The following is a 13809-nucleotide window of genomic DNA, read 5'->3' on the forward strand; positions in this document are numbered from 1 at the left end:
TGGCCGGTCGGGTCAGGTTTTGGGGCCGACGTGGCGGTCCAGCGCGGCGACCGCGGACCGTCGGGCGACGGAGAGCGAGTCGGGCCGGTTCATCCGCCATGGGATGCCCAGCAGGTTCAGCGCCCACTGGCACAGCCCGATTATGTCGGTGGACCGGTTGACGAACAGGTAGCGGGGATAGACGTAGCAGCGACCTTCCCTGCGTACGGAGTTGGCGATCCGGCAGCCATCGGAGTGGAAGAGCCCGCGCAGGAAATGGCCCGGATTGGCGGCAACGATTTCCCGTTGCCAGTCGGCCAGCACGATCGGTCGGTCGTGTTTCTTGCCCGGTCCGTGTTGGGGTAGCAGACAGGGCCAGTGCTTTCCGTAGCTCTGTACGCTGACGCACCCCTGCTGACGTACCCGTTGCACGCTGCTAGCCAACACCGCCCGCATGGCGGTGTCACACGCCTCGATCAGGCCGGGCCAGTCGTTGGCGCAGGCGATCCGCAGCACCGGCACGCGTACCGAGGTGCCCAGATAGCCGTCGCCGAGATAGAGGCCAAGTAGGTAGCTGTAGCTGGCTGGATGTTCGGGGCCCGGCAATGCGGGCTGGCACCGGAAGCACCGGGTCGCCGTGCCAGTCGGTGCTGGGTTTGGGCGGTCCCGACACCAGTGCCAGACCGTCGGATATGGCAGGCCAGCCTCTCGCGCGATGGCCGCGATGGTCTTGCCAGCCAAGAACTGCTGGCGGACCCGGGCGCGGAGTTCGGGTGGGTGCATCCAGCCATATTCGAACACCCGTATGACAGTTGTGCCGGGAGCGGGACTTGAACCCGCACGCCCTTTCGGGCAGATGCTTTTGAGGCATCCGAGTCTGCCGATTCCTCCATCCCGGCGGCTGGGGATCACTGTACCCGACTAGGCTCATGCGGCAGCATGGGTGGTGGCGGTCCAGGGATAAACGGTGGGGGTTGGGGTTTTCGTGGCCGAGACGCAGGCGGGTGTTGAGCGCAGGCGGGTGCTGATCGCCGAGGACGAGGCGCTGATCCGGCTGGATCTTGCCGAGATGCTGGTCGAAGAGGGGTACGACGTGGTTGGCGAGGCCGGTGACGGCGAAACCGCCGTCCGCCTCGCCGAGGACCTCAAGCCGGACCTGGTGATTCTCGACATCAAGATGCCGATCATGGACGGCCTCGCCGCCGCCGAGCGGATCGCCGGTGCCCGGATTGCTCCGGTGATCATTCTCACCGCGTTCAGCCAGCGGGATCTGGTCGAGCGGGCCCGGGCGGCCGGTGCGATGGCGTACCTGGTCAAGCCCTTCCAGAAGAGCGACCTGGTGCCGGCGATCGAGATTGCGATCTCCCGCTACTCGGAGGTCTCGGCGCTGGAGGCCGAGGTGGCTGGGCTGACCGACCGACTTGAGGTCCGCAAGACCGTCGAGCGTGCCAAGGGCGCGTTGATGACGACGTACGGGATGACCGAGCCGCAGGCGTTCAAGTGGATCCAGCGCACCGCGATGGACCACCGGATGACGATGCGGGAGGTTGCCGAGCGGATCCTCGCCGAGGGCGTCGGCGACTCGACGGTCGATGGGGGAACGACGACCGCGGGCTGATCGCCACGTCCCGCACGCCTCTCCGGTCGGGGATCGTCTCCAGTCGATAGGATCGCCGGCATGGGGCGGCGGGGCATCGCGCTGGTCGGGGTGGTCGCGGTGGCGATCGGCGGCTGCGGTTCGGCGGGGTGTACCCCGCAGCGTGGTGTCGGTACGTCAGGTAACGCGAGTTCGGCCGAGCTGGTCCGGCCGGACTGGCGGCCCGTGCCGCTGCCATTACCGACCGGTATTCCCGGCCGGGTGGTGCTGCGTGACGCCACCGCCTGTGCCGGCCGGTGGTTTGTGGTCGGGGCGATGCATGCCGCCGACGGAACCACCCGTCCGGCGGCTTGGACGAGTCCGGACGCGCGGACCTGGACCCCGGTCACGGTGGCCGGGACGTCCTTCTACGGCAATCAGAACGTGCTGTACGCGGCCGGCTGCCGGGATGGTCGGCTGGCCGCGATCGGGGCGAAGAGTGGCGGTGCGCACGGTAATCCCCGGGTCAGTACCTGGCGTCAGGTCGGTGTGGACCGGCTCGTGGAGGTGCCGGCCGCCTTCGAGTTGTACGGCGGGCCGGAGGCGGTGGGCGTGTCCCGGATCGTGGGGGGCCCGACCGGCTGGCTGATCGTGGGGAACCGAACGCGGGGGGCGGCGACCTGGGTGTCGCGTGGTTCTCCCCGGGCGGGCACCTCCGCAGTGGACGCGGCAGGGTTCGATCTCGTCGACGGCGCCCCGGAACTGACCAGTGACGAGCGCGGCCGGACGATGGCGTTCGACGCTGTCGCGACCTCCCGGGGCTGGCTGGTCGTCGGTGGCATGACGCCTGCGGGGCAGATCGACTCGCGGCCGCTCGTCTGGCTCTCGGCCGACGGTCGGTCGTGGCGGCGGTTCGCCGTACCGCATCTCGATGCCGACGCCATGTTGCAGCGGGTCACCGTCGTCGACGGCGTTCCGGTCGTGATCGGTCTGCGGTCCGACGGTTTCGGTGCCTGGTACGACGACGGGCGTGGTTGGGTGGCGGCGGGCCGGTTCGGGTCCGTCGGTGGTGCCGGAGCGCCCTCGGTACGCGGGGTCGCGGTCGCCGCCGGCCGGCTCGTGGTGGCGGTGTCGACCGGTACGACGTACGAACTGTGGAGCTCTACCGATCGTGGCCGGTCGTGGCGGCGGTTCGCCGAGCCGGTATCGGGGGTATTGGCCGGTGGTGATTCGGGCATCGGGGTGACCGCTGCCGGGGACGGGGTGCTGGTTTCGATGGATGACGGTCGGGGGGCCGGTCTGTGGTGGACGCGCACGTCGACGCTGGATAGGTGAGGATCGCTCACGTCAGCGGTCGTTACATCAGTTGCCTATCGGTGAGGACCGTTGTCCAATCTGGTCGTTACCGCAGGCGATGGCCGGTGACGGGCGGGTCAGGGGTGGCCTCTTACAGCGGCGCGGGTCGATCAGCCACGGCGTGTAACGGTTAGGTCAACGCCGCTTCCGAGGTCTATCGGCGTGGATGGAAGGTGGGATAACGTCCGGCCCCAGACCGCGACGACGGTCTGGTTCGTCCGCCCCCGCAAGGGCCAATCCGCAGCGGGTGGTTCGGGCCATTGGACGGAGGAGGTTCGGGCCTTGAGGCAGAAGTTCTCGCGCTTGCTGGGCGGCGTCGCCATGCTGGCTGTCGTCGCGGGTGCAACGGCGTGCGGTGGGGGTGACGAGGGCGAGGCCAGCGCGTGCGGCAACAAGATCGCCTTCTTCGGTGCGTTGACGGGCAGCTCGGCCGCGCTGGGCATCAACGAGAACAACGGCGTCAAACTCGCCGTCGACCAGTACAACAAGCAGAACGCCGACTGCAAGGTCGAGCTGGTGCCGCTGGACTCGCAGGGCAGCCCGGACCAGGCACCGGGTCTGGCCCAGAAGGCGATCGACGACGAGAAGATCCTGGGTATCGTCGGTCCGGCCTACTCCGGTGAGTCGGAGGCCGCCAACCCCCTCTTCTCCGAGGCCGGTCTGGTGCACATCACCGCCTCCGCGACCCGGCCCAGCCTGGCCGAGCAGAAGTGGAAGACGTTCTTCCGGGCGGTCGGCAACGACCTGAGCCAGGGGCCGGCGGCCGGCAACTACATCAAGAACGTGCTGAAGGCCGAGAAGGTCTTCGTCATCGACGACCAGTCCGCCTACGGTGCCGGTCTGGCCGACGAGGTCAAGAAGGTGCTCGGTGCTGCCGTCGTCGGCTCGGACAAGGTGCAGGGCGAGGGGAAGCAGGTCGACTTCTCCGCAGCGGTCACCAAGGTGAAGAGCGCCGGAGTGGGCGCGATCTTCTACGGTGGCTACTACCAGGAAGCGGGCCTCATCCGTAAGCAGCTCAGCGCCGCCGGGGTGACCGCTCCGTTGGTGGCCGGTGACGGCGTTAACGACGCCGCGTACATCACCTCAGCCGGTCAGGCCGCCGCGGAGGGCACCATCCTCACCTGCCCCTGCGCGCCGGCCACCCAGGCCCGGGGCACCTTCGTCGAGGAGTACAAGAAGCTCAACGGCACCGACCCCGGCACCTACAGCGACACCGCGTACGACGCGGCGAACATCCTGCTGGCGGGTATCAAGGCCGGTAAGTCGACCCGCGCGGACATGCTGGCGTTCGTGAAGGGCTACAGCGGTGAGGGTATCGCCGCGACCTACAAGTTCACCGAGACCGGTGAGCTGGACCCGGCCCAGGTGAAGATCTGGGCGTACAAGGTCCAGGGTGGCAAGGTCGTGCCGGACCAGGAAATCCCCAAGGTCTGAGCGCAGGTTCGCCTGCCGGCGAACGCAGATGTGATCGCGGGTGCGGCCGGGAGATCGCTCCCGGCCGCACCCGAGTTGTTTCTCCAACCTGATAGGGCGCTCCTACCTTGAACCTAGACGGACTGCTCTCGAACTTCGGAGAGCTCACCACCACCGGCCTGACCCAGGGAGCCATCTACGCCCTGGTCGCGCTGGGCTACACGCTGGTCTACGGCGTGCTGAGACTCATCAACTTCGCCCACTCCGAGGTCTTCATCGCCGGAGCCTTCGGGGCCATGTGGGCCTGGCAGGCCTTCGGCCTCAACCAGGACTCGGTGGTCTCCGGGATCGGCACCATCACTCTCTATCTGTTGGTGGGCATGTTGGTCGCCGCCCTGGCCTCGGCGTTCACCGCGACCGTGATCGAGCGGGTGGCGTACCGGCCGTTGCGTAGGCGCAACGCCCCGCCGTTGGCCTTCCTGATCACCGCGATCGGCGCGTCGATCGCCATCGCCGAAGCCTTCGGTGTCTATACCCGACGGCTGCCCCAGGGGCTGCCCGAACTGGTCGACAAGTCCCCGCTCTTCACCATTGCCGGAGTGCCCATCGACGCGGTGCAGTTGCTGACCGTCGGCGCGGCGCTGGTGATGATGGTCGCCCTCGACATCTTCATCAACCGCAGCCGGGTCGGCCGGGGCATCCGGGCGGTGGCCCAGGACGCGAACACCGCCGCGCTGATGGGGGTCAACAAGGACCGGATCATCATGATGGTCTTCATCGCCGGTGGCGCGATGGCCGGCGTGGCCGGGCTGCTCTACAACGTCCGGATCAGCACCCTGACCTACAGCGTCGGCTTCATGCTGGGGCTCAAGGCGTTCACCGCCGCGGTTCTCGGCGGCATCGGCAACCTGCGTGGCGCGTTGGTCGGTGGCCTGCTGCTCGGCCTGGTGGAGAACTACGCCTCCGGCCTGTTCGGGTCGCAGTGGAAGGACTTCGCCGCGTTCGTGGTGCTGGTGGCGTTGCTGATGTTCCGGCCGACCGGCCTGCTCGGGGAATCACTGGGGAGGGCGCGGGCATGACCAGCGTTGTGGAAAAGGTACGCGCCGGCCGAGAGGCCATGGGCGAGCGTTGGCGCGGTGCGCCCCGGTGGGTGCGTTGGGCCCTGTTGGTGGCGGTGATCGTCTTCTTCTACGCTCTGCCGAACAAGGAGTTCTACCAGTACCTCGGTCCGATCCCGACGACAGGGTCGAACTTCACCCAGGTGCTGTTCACTGTTTCGATCTACGTCCTGCTGGCGATCGGGCTGAACATCGTCGTCGGGTTCGCCGGCCTGCTGGACCTCGGCTACTTCGGGTTCTTCGCGGTCGGTGCGTACACCGTCGCGGTGCTGACCTCGCCGACCAGCGATCTGAAGACGTTGTGGCCGTGGCTCGCGGTGGTGCCGCTGGCGATCGGTATCACGATGCTCTCCGGGGTGCTGCTCGGTACGCCGACCCTGCGGTTGCGTGGGGACTACCTGGCGATCGTCACGCTCGGCTTCGCCGAGATGATCCGGATCGCGGCGACGAGTGCGGAGTTCCTCAAGGGGCAGCGCGGCTTCAACCAGATCCCGCACCCGCCCGGCAGCTACGACGACGGTCGCCCGGTCTTCGGCGTGCTCGACGCCCGGCCGTACTACTGGCTGGTGTTGACGTTGATCATCCTGGTGGTGATCGGGGTCCGGAACCTCACCCATAGCCGGGTCGGCCGGGCCTGGGTGTCGATCCGGGAGGACGAGGACGCCGCGCAACTCATGGGTGTGCCTACCTTCAAGTTCAAGCTCTGGGCCTTCGCCGCTGGCGCGGCGATCGGCGGGTTGGCCGGCGCGCTCTTCGCGGGCAAGCAGAACTTCGTCAACTCGCAGAACTTCGAACTGCTCAACTCGATCATCATCCTCGCCGCCGTCATCTTCGGCGGTTCCGGCAACATCGTCGGCGCGATCGTCGGGGGTGGCCTGGTCGCGTACATGATCGAGCGGTTCCGGGGCATCGAGTTGTTCGGTATGGAGCTGTACGAGTATCGATTCCTGTTCTTCGGTGTGGTGCTCGTGGTCATGATGATCTTCCGGCCGCAGGGCCTGGTCCCGAACCGACGACGCGCGGCGGAGTTCAAGGACCGTCGCAAGGAGGTGACCGTCGGTGGGTGAGACCGCACCGAAGTCGAGTGTGCCCGCCCAGGGCGCGGCACCCGCCGCTGAACAGACGTCCCCGACCGCTGGACAGACGGCGCCGGTTGCCGAGCAGACCCCGTCCGGCCGTGAGCCGCTGCTGGAGGTGGACAACGTCACCCTGCGCTTCGGTGGCGTGGTCGCCCTGGACGGCGTGGACTTCACCCTCTACAAGGGAGAAATCCTCGGGCTGATCGGCCCGAACGGGGCCGGCAAGACCACCTGCTTCAACGCGATGACCGGGATCTACCAGCCGACCGAGGGGGAGATCCGGTTCCAGGGGCAGCGGATCACCGGCAAGAAGCGCCACCAGATCACCAAGCTGGGGATGGCGCGGACGTTCCAGAACATCCGGCTCTTCCCCGAGATGACCGCCCTGGAGAACGTCCAGGTCGGTGCCGACGCGCACCACAAGACCAGCGTGATATCGGCCCTGTTCCGACTTCCCCGACACTGGCGGGAGGAACGCGAGGGCCGGGAGAAGGCCGAGCGTCTGTTGGAGTTCGTCGGCATCCGGGATCGGATCCACGAGTACGCCCGCAACCTGTCCTATGGCGAACAGCGACGGTTGGAGATCGCTCGGGCGTTGGCGACCGATCCGGCGTTGCTCTGCCTGGATGAGCCGGCGGCCGGGTTCAACCCGGCTGAGAAGGAAGATCTGCTGCAACTGATCCGGCGGATCCGGGACACCGGCGTGACCATCCTGCTCATCGAGCACGACATGCGGCTGGTCATGGGTGTGACCGACCGGATCGTGGTGCTGGAGTTCGGAAAGAAGATCGCCGAAGGGCTCCCGGCCGAGGTGCGGGAGGACCATCGGGTGATCGCGGCGTACCTGGGGGTGCCGGACGATGCTGCTTGAGATAGATGACGTCAGCCTGCTCTACGGGCGGATCCAGGCGTTGCACGGGATCAGCCTGACCGTGGACGAGGGCGAGATCGTGGCGCTGATCGGTGCCAACGGTGCCGGCAAGACCACCACGATGCGGGCCATTTCCGGCATCCGACCGATCGCCTCCGGCAGTATCCGGTTCGCCGGCGAGGACATCTCCAAGCTCCGGGCCGACCTGCGGGTACGGCGCGGGCTCTGCCAGGCCCCGGAGGGTCGGGGCGTCTTTCCCGGCATGACGGTGATGGAGAACCTGGGGATGGGGGCCTACACCCGGCGGGACCGCTCGGAGATAGCCAAGGACCGGGCCCGGGTGCTGGAGATGTTCCCCCGGTTGGCCGAACGGCGCAAGCAGCCCGGCGGCACCCTCTCCGGTGGCGAGCAGCAGATGCTGGCCGTGGGGCGGGCGCTGATGAGCCGGCCGAAGCTGCTGCTGCTCGACGAACCGTCGATGGGGCTCGCCCCGATGCTGATCCAGCAGATCTTCTCGATCATCAAGGAGATCAATCAGCAGGGCACCACGGTTCTGCTGGTGGAGCAGAACGCCCAGCAGGCGCTCTCCCTGGCGCATCGGGCGTACGTGCTGGAGACCGGCCGAATCGTCAAGAGCGGTACCGGCCTCGAACTGCTGCACGACGACGCGGTCAAAGAGGCGTATCTGGGTGTGGCCTAGCCGGTATCCGGCTTACCTATGGGGAGGAACGCATGATCAGAACCAGTCATCGCGGCCGGCGTGCCGCGTTCGGTCTGGCCAGCGCGGCACTGCTCACTGTCTCTCTTGCCGCCTGCGGCGAGAAGGAGGAGACGGACCTGCCGGGTGCTGGTCCTACCGTGACGGCGGCGGCCGACTCGGCACTGGCGGCGAAGGTGCCGGACGCTATCAAGGCGGACGGGAAGATCGTCGTCGGAACGGACGCGACCTATCCGCCCGCCGAGTTCCTGGACACCGACGGTAAGACGGTGATCGGCTTCGACGCCGAACTCTTCACCGCCGTCGCCGCCAAGCTCGGCCTGAAGGCGGAGTTTGTCCCCGCCCCCTTCGGCGACATCATCACCGGTGTCGGATCCGGTAAGTACGAGGTCGGCGTCTCGTCGTTCACCATCAACGACGAACGTAAGGGCCAGGCCAACATGGTCAGCTACTACCAGGTCGGCACCCAGTGGGTGACCAAGAAGGGCAACCCGGCCGGGGTGACCCTGGACAACGCCTGCGGCAAGAAGATCGCCGTACAGAAGGACACCATCCAGGTCGAGGACATCACCGCCCGGTCCAAGAAGTGCACCGACGCGGGGAAGCCAGCCATCGCCATCGACCAGTTCCCCGGCCAGGACGCGGCCACCGCGGCGGTGGTGTCCGGCAAGGACGACGCCATGCTCGCCGACTACCCGGTGGGTGTGTACGCCGTCACCAAGGCGGAGGGGCAGCTGGAACTGCTCGACAAGATGTACGAGGCCGCGCCGTACGGCATCGTGGTGGCCAAGGGCCAGACGGCGTTCGCCGAGGCGGTACGGGACGCCACCAAGGCGCTGATCACCGACGGGACCTACCAGAAGATCCTCGAAAAGTGGAAGGTTGCCGACGGCGCGATCACCGATCCGGCGATCAACCCGTGACGCGATGACGACCGAGGAACAGGCACTTCCCGTACGGGCACGGCCGGCACCGATCCAGGCCGTGCCCGTACGGCATCCCGGCCGCTGGGTGACCGTCGCCGTACTGGCCGTACTGGCCGCGATGTTCGCGCATGTGTTGGTGACCAACGAGAAGTTCAACTGGCCGTTCATCGTCGACAACATGTTCCGTCCACCGGTGATCGAGGGACTGCTGCGCGGCACCATCCTCATGACGGTCAGCGCGATGCTGATCGGCGTGACCCTCGGCGTGGCCGTGGCGGTGATGCGGCTGTCGACCAACCCGATCCTGCGCTCCGTCTCGTGGCTGTTCACCTGGTTCTTCCGGGCGGTGCCCCGGCTGGTGCTGCTGATGCTCTTCGGAAACCTCGGCATCCTTTGGAGCCGGGTCGAGTTCGGGGTGCCCTTCGACACCCAGCTCGGGCAGCTCTTCGGCATCGACGGTCTGCAGTTGCGGCTGTTCGGCTTCGAATCCCGCGACCTGCTGACCGGCTTCATGGCCGGGCTGCTCGGCTTGGCGCTCTCCGAGGCCGCCTACATGGCGGAGATCGTGCGGGCCGGTATCCAGTCGGTCGACCCGGGGCAGTCCGAGGCGGCTTCCGCGTTGGGCATGGGCCGGGGGCAGGTGCTGCGTCGGGTGGTGCTACCGCAGGCGATGCGGGTGATCATCCCGCCGACCGGCAATGAGACCATCGCGATGCTCAAGGACACCTCGCTGCTGCTGTACGTACCGGTGAGCATCGAATTGTTCTTCCAGCTCGACGCCGTCGGCAAGCGCGAGTTCCAGATCTTCCCGATGTACGTCGCGGCCTGCCTTTGGTATCTGCTGCTGACCAGCGTCCTGCTGGTGGGGCAGTTCTTCCTGGAGCGGCACTTCTCCCGGGGGTACGGCCGCAGCGAGCGGGCCAGGTTGAGGCTGCGCAGCATCGCCGCGGAGACCGGTGGCGGTGCGGCCGGGGCGGAGGCGAGATGACCGAGACGACAGCCACGGCGCAGGGGGCGGACCGGCCGGCGGTGCGGGGGACGGTCCCGCCGTCGGCGCAGGCTGGTCTGATGGTGCAGGCCGACAACGTGCACAAGTCCTTCGGGTCGCTGGAGGTGCTGCGCGGGGTCGACCTGGCGGTGCGGCCGGGTGAGGTGTGCTGTGTGCTCGGGCCGTCGGGCTCGGGCAAGTCGACCTTCCTACGTTGCGTCAACCACCTGGAGAAGATCAACGCTGGGCGGATCTGGGTGGATGGTGAGCTGATCGGCTATCGCGAGCGGGGCGGCAAGCTGCACGAGTTGCGGGAGAAGGAGGTGGCCGCGCAGCGCCGGTCGATCGGCATGGTGTTCCAGCGGTTCAACCTGTTCCCGCACATGACCGTGCTGGAGAACGTCGTCGAGGCGCCGATCCGGGTCCGCCGGGAAAGTCGGGCGACGGCTCGGGACCGGGCCGAGTCCCTGCTCGGCCGGGTCGGCCTAGCCGACAAGCTCAGCAGTTATCCCAGTCAGCTTTCCGGCGGTCAGCAGCAGCGGGTGGCGATCGCCCGGGCGCTGGCGATGGAGCCCCAGCTGATGCTCTTCGACGAGCCGACCAGCGCGCTGGACCCGGAGCTGGTGGGCGAGGTGCTGGACGTCATGAAGGACCTGGCCCGGGACGGGATGACCATGATCGTCGTGACTCACGAGATCGGCTTCGCCCGGGAGGTCGGTGACTCGCTGGTCTTCATGGACGGCGGGGTGGTGGTCGAGTCGGGAAGTCCCCGGGACTTGCTCGCCAACCCGAGGCACGACCGGACCAAGGCATTCCTTGCCAAGGTCCTCTAGCCGCCTCTAGCCGACGTGCCAAGAAGAGGGTCAGGCCCGGCGGTGGCACGTACCGGAGTGGCGGACCGGCACGTGCCGGGGTCCGAGCCTGTCGGAGGGGCGGACTAGAGTCACATCTTGTGACAGCTTCGACCCCGCGCCTGCTGCTCGTTGACGGACATTCGCTGGCTTACCGGGCGTTCTTCGCCCTGCCGGTGGAAAACTTCTCCACCACCACCGGGCAGCCGACCAACGCGGTCTACGGCTTCACCTCAATGCTGATCAACGTGTTGCGCGATGAGCAACCGACGCACATCGTGGTGGCGTTCGACGTCTCCCGCCGCTCGTTCCGCACCGAGCGCTACGCCGAATACAAGGCCGGCCGCTCGGAGACGCCGGCCGACTTCGTCGGGCAGGTCAGCCTGGTCAAGGAGGTCCTTGAAGCGCTGCGGATCCCGGTGGTGGAAAAGGAGGGCTACGAGGCTGACGACGTGATCGCCACGCTGGCCTGCCAGGGGCGGGACAACGGCATGGAGGTGCTGATCAGCTCCGGCGACCGGGATGCCTTCCAACTCGTCGGTGACCGGATCACCGTGCTCTACCCCCGGAAGGGCGTTTCCGACCTGGCCCGGATGGATCCGGCGGCGGTGACCGCGCGCTACGGGGTCGGCCCGGACCGCTACCGCGATCTGGCCGCCCTGGTGGGGGAGGCGAGCGACAACCTGCCGGGGGTGCCCGGGGTTGGTCCCAAGACCGCGGCCAAGTGGATTGGTCAGTACGGCGGCGTCGAGGGCGTGATCGCCCGCGCGGACGAGATCAAGGGCAAGGCGGGGGAAAGCCTGCGGGAGCGGCTCGCCGATGTGATCCGCAACTACGAGCTCAACTGCCTGGTCTCCGACCTGGAACTGCCGCTGCAGGTCGATGACGCCCGTTGGACCGGGTGGGATCGCGAGGCGGTGCACCAGGTTTTCGACACGCTGCAGTTCCGGATTCTGCGGGACCGGCTCTACCAGTACCTGGAGGCGGTCGAGCCGGAGGCGGAGGCCGGCTTCGACCTGTCCGGTGAGGTACTACGTCCCGGTACGGTCGCCGCCTGGCTGGCCACCCACGCCCCCGCCGGCACACCCACCGGGGTGGCGGTCGCCGGCACCTTCGGGCGTGGCACCGGCTCGCTGAGCGGGGTGGCGATCGCCACCGCCGGTGGTGCCGCCGGCTGGTTCGATCCGGCCCAGCTCGACCCCGCCGACGAGACATCGGTCGCCGACTGGCTGGCCGACGCGGACCGTCCGAAGGTGCTGCACGACAGTAAGCCGGCGTTGTTGGCCTTCGCGGCCCACGGCTGGGATCTGGCCGGCGTCGTCCGGGACACCGCGCTCGCCGCCTACCTGGCCCGGCCCGACCAGCGGTCCTACGACCTGACCGACCTGGCTCTGCGCTATCTGCACCGGGAGCTGCGAGTCGATGCGCCGGAGAGCGGGCAACTCACTCTCGACGGCTTCGGCAACGACGGCGAGGTCGAGCAGAACCTGATGCTCCGGGCCCGCGCCACCCTCGACCTCGCCGACGCGATCGACGTCGAGCTGGCCCGCGACGGCGGTTCCCCGGCTTCCCCGGCAGCGACGGGGGACGAGCAGCCGGAGGGTGGCCCGGCGGACGGGGCACCGCAGGACGTGTCCGCGCACAGTTCGGCGGAGCTCTCCGCGAGGCTGATGACCGAGGTGGAGCTTCCCCTGGTTCGAGTGCTCGCCGGCATGGAGCGGGTCGGCATCGCCGCGGACACCGACTACCTCTCCGAGCTGGAGGCGCACTTCGCGGCGGAGGTGAAGGCCGCCGCCCAGTCCGCCTACGAGGTGGTCGGCCGGGAGTTCAACCTCGGCTCGCCCAAGCAGTTGCAGGAGATCCTCTTCACCGAGCTGGGCCTGCCGAAGACCAAGAAGATCAAGACGGGCTACACCACCGACGCCGACGCGTTGCAGTGGCTCTACGCGCAGCAGCCGCACCCGGTGCTGGCGCATCTGCTGCGTCACCGGGACGTCGCCCGGCTCAAGTCGACCGTGGACGGGCTCCTCAAGTCGATCTCCGACGACGGGCGCATCCACACCACCTTCCACCAGACGGTGGCGGCCACCGGGCGGCTGTCGTCGACCGATCCCAACCTGCAGAACATTCCGATCCGGACCGAGGAGGGGCGGCGGATCCGCCGGGCCTTCGTGGTGGGCCCGGGCTACGAGACCCTGCTGACCGCCGACTACAGCCAGATCGAAATGCGGATCATGGCGCACCTCTCCGCCGACGACGCGCTGATCGAGGCGTTCAACTCCGGGGCCGACTTCCACGCCGCCACCGCCTCCTCCGTGTTCGGCGTGCCGGTGGACGAGGTGACCGCAGACCAACGTCGCAAGATCAAGGCGATGAACTACGGCCTGGCGTACGGCCTCAGTGCCTTCGGCCTCTCCCAGCAGTTGAGCATCACCCCGGATGAGGCCCGAGGGCTGATGGAGGAATACTTCAGCCGATTCGGCGGGGTCCGCGACTACCTGCGTGAGGTGGTGAAGCGGGCGGTGCAGGACGGCTACACCTCGACGATCCTGGGCCGGCGGCGTTACCTGCCCGACCTGGTCAGCGACAACCGCCAGCGCCGGGAGATGTCCGAGCGGATGGCGCTCAACGCGCCGATCCAGGGCTCGGCGGCGGACATCATCAAGGTGGCCATGCTGCACGTCGACACCGCGCTACGCGAGGCCGGTCTGCGCTCGCGCATGCTGCTTCAGGTGCACGACGAACTGGTCTTCGAGGTGGCCCCCGGAGAACGGGACGCGCTGGAGGCGTTGGTCCGTCAGCGGATGGGGCAGGCTTACCCGCTGTCGGTGCCGCTGGAGGTCTCGGTCGGGGTGGGCCAGGACTGGAACAGCGCCGACCACTGAATCGGCCGGACGATCGGTCTGCCGGTGGCGGGGAATCTCGTCACCGGCG

Annotated in this window: 12 protein-coding genes and 1 tRNA gene; 11 read left to right on the forward strand and 2 right to left on the reverse strand. The window is 67.9% G+C overall.

Going from position 1 to position 13809, the window contains the following annotated elements; all coding sequences use genetic code 11:
* Nucleotides 1–12: 12 nt before the first annotated feature.
* Both FHR38_RS25220 and FHR38_RS25225 read right to left on the reverse strand, forming a co-directional pair.
* The gene (locus tag FHR38_RS25220) at nucleotides 13–762 is read right to left on the reverse strand and encodes a transcriptional regulator (protein ID WP_184536987.1); all 750 of its coding nucleotides are present in this window, start codon (nucleotides 760–762) and stop codon (nucleotides 13–15) included.
* Nucleotides 763–794: 32 nt separating this feature from the next.
* Nucleotides 795–878: transfer RNA gene (locus tag FHR38_RS25225), tRNA-Leu, on the reverse strand.
* Between the two features lie 86 nt (nucleotides 879–964).
* Here FHR38_RS25225 and FHR38_RS25230 point away from each other — a divergent pair.
* From FHR38_RS25230 to polA, 11 genes are all read left to right on the forward strand, one after another.
* Nucleotides 965–1597: an ANTAR domain-containing response regulator gene (locus tag FHR38_RS25230; protein ID WP_184540183.1), complete on the forward strand. Its 633-nt coding sequence runs from the start codon at nucleotides 965–967 to the stop codon at nucleotides 1595–1597.
* Nucleotides 1598–1657: 60 nt separating this feature from the next.
* The gene (locus FHR38_RS25235; RefSeq protein ID WP_184536988.1) at nucleotides 1658–2890 is read left to right on the forward strand and encodes a hypothetical protein; all 1233 of its coding nucleotides are present in this window, start codon (nucleotides 1658–1660) and stop codon (nucleotides 2888–2890) included.
* 303 nt (nucleotides 2891–3193) lie between these two features.
* Nucleotides 3194–4345 carry a branched-chain amino acid ABC transporter substrate-binding protein gene (locus FHR38_RS25240; RefSeq protein ID WP_184536989.1) on the forward strand — a complete coding sequence of 384 codons (1152 nt, stop codon included), beginning with the start codon at nucleotides 3194–3196 and terminating at the stop codon, nucleotides 4343–4345.
* Between the two features lie 107 nt (nucleotides 4346–4452).
* Nucleotides 4453–5403, forward strand: a complete 951-nt coding sequence (locus FHR38_RS25245) for a branched-chain amino acid ABC transporter permease (RefSeq protein ID WP_184536990.1) — start codon at nucleotides 4453–4455, stop codon at nucleotides 5401–5403.
* Nucleotides 5400–6509, forward strand: a complete 1110-nt coding sequence (locus FHR38_RS25250; protein ID WP_184536991.1) for a branched-chain amino acid ABC transporter permease — start codon at nucleotides 5400–5402, stop codon at nucleotides 6507–6509. The genes FHR38_RS25245 and FHR38_RS25250 overlap by 4 nt, the downstream gene beginning before the upstream one ends.
* A gap of 118 nt (nucleotides 6510–6627) precedes the next feature.
* Complete coding sequence (locus FHR38_RS25255; RefSeq protein WP_184540185.1) at nucleotides 6628–7392, forward strand: ABC transporter ATP-binding protein; 765 nt, start codon at nucleotides 6628–6630, stop codon at nucleotides 7390–7392.
* Nucleotides 7382–8092 carry an ABC transporter ATP-binding protein gene (locus tag FHR38_RS25260; protein WP_184536992.1) on the forward strand — a complete coding sequence of 237 codons (711 nt, stop codon included), beginning with the start codon at nucleotides 7382–7384 and terminating at the stop codon, nucleotides 8090–8092. The genes FHR38_RS25255 and FHR38_RS25260 overlap by 11 nt, the downstream gene beginning before the upstream one ends.
* Before the next feature lie 32 nt (nucleotides 8093–8124).
* Complete coding sequence (locus FHR38_RS25265; protein ID WP_221449178.1) at nucleotides 8125–9033, forward strand: ABC transporter substrate-binding protein; 909 nt, start codon at nucleotides 8125–8127, stop codon at nucleotides 9031–9033.
* Nucleotides 9034–9037: 4 nt separating this feature from the next.
* Nucleotides 9038–10024: an amino acid ABC transporter permease gene (locus FHR38_RS25270; protein WP_184536993.1), complete on the forward strand. Its 987-nt coding sequence runs from the start codon at nucleotides 9038–9040 to the stop codon at nucleotides 10022–10024.
* Nucleotides 10025–10104: 80 nt separating this feature from the next.
* A complete protein-coding gene (locus FHR38_RS25275; protein ID WP_184540189.1) occupies nucleotides 10105–10857 on the forward strand; it encodes an amino acid ABC transporter ATP-binding protein in 753 nt (250 codons plus the stop codon).
* A gap of 119 nt (nucleotides 10858–10976) precedes the next feature.
* Nucleotides 10977–13760, forward strand: coding sequence for a DNA polymerase I (gene polA / locus FHR38_RS25280; RefSeq protein ID WP_184536994.1), 2784 nt, complete (start codon nucleotides 10977–10979; stop codon nucleotides 13758–13760).
* Nucleotides 13761–13809 lie beyond the last annotated feature (49 nt).

The sequence above is a fragment of the Micromonospora polyrhachis genome (assembly GCF_014203835.1).
GTDB lineage: Bacteria > Actinomycetota > Actinomycetes > Mycobacteriales > Micromonosporaceae > Micromonospora_H > Micromonospora_H polyrhachis.

Excerpts from the sequence above, each read along its gene's own strand:
- FHR38_RS25220 (WP_184536987.1), bottom strand. The coding sequence starts at position 762 with ATGCACCCACCCGAACTCCGCGCCCGGGTCCGCCAGCAGTTCTTGGCT.
- FHR38_RS25235 (WP_184536988.1), top strand. The coding sequence starts at position 1,658 with ATGGGGCGGCGGGGCATCGCGCTGGTCGGGGTGGTCGCGGTGGCGATC.
- FHR38_RS25250 (WP_184536991.1), top strand. The coding sequence starts at position 5,400 with ATGACCAGCGTTGTGGAAAAGGTACGCGCCGGCCGAGAGGCCATGGGC.
- FHR38_RS25260 (WP_184536992.1), top strand. The coding sequence starts at position 7,382 with ATGCTGCTTGAGATAGATGACGTCAGCCTGCTCTACGGGCGGATCCAG.
- FHR38_RS25265 (WP_221449178.1), top strand. The coding sequence starts at position 8,125 with ATGATCAGAACCAGTCATCGCGGCCGGCGTGCCGCGTTCGGTCTGGCC.
- FHR38_RS25270 (WP_184536993.1), top strand. The coding sequence starts at position 9,038 with ATGACGACCGAGGAACAGGCACTTCCCGTACGGGCACGGCCGGCACCG.
- FHR38_RS25275 (WP_184540189.1), top strand. The coding sequence starts at position 10,105 with ATGGTGCAGGCCGACAACGTGCACAAGTCCTTCGGGTCGCTGGAGGTG.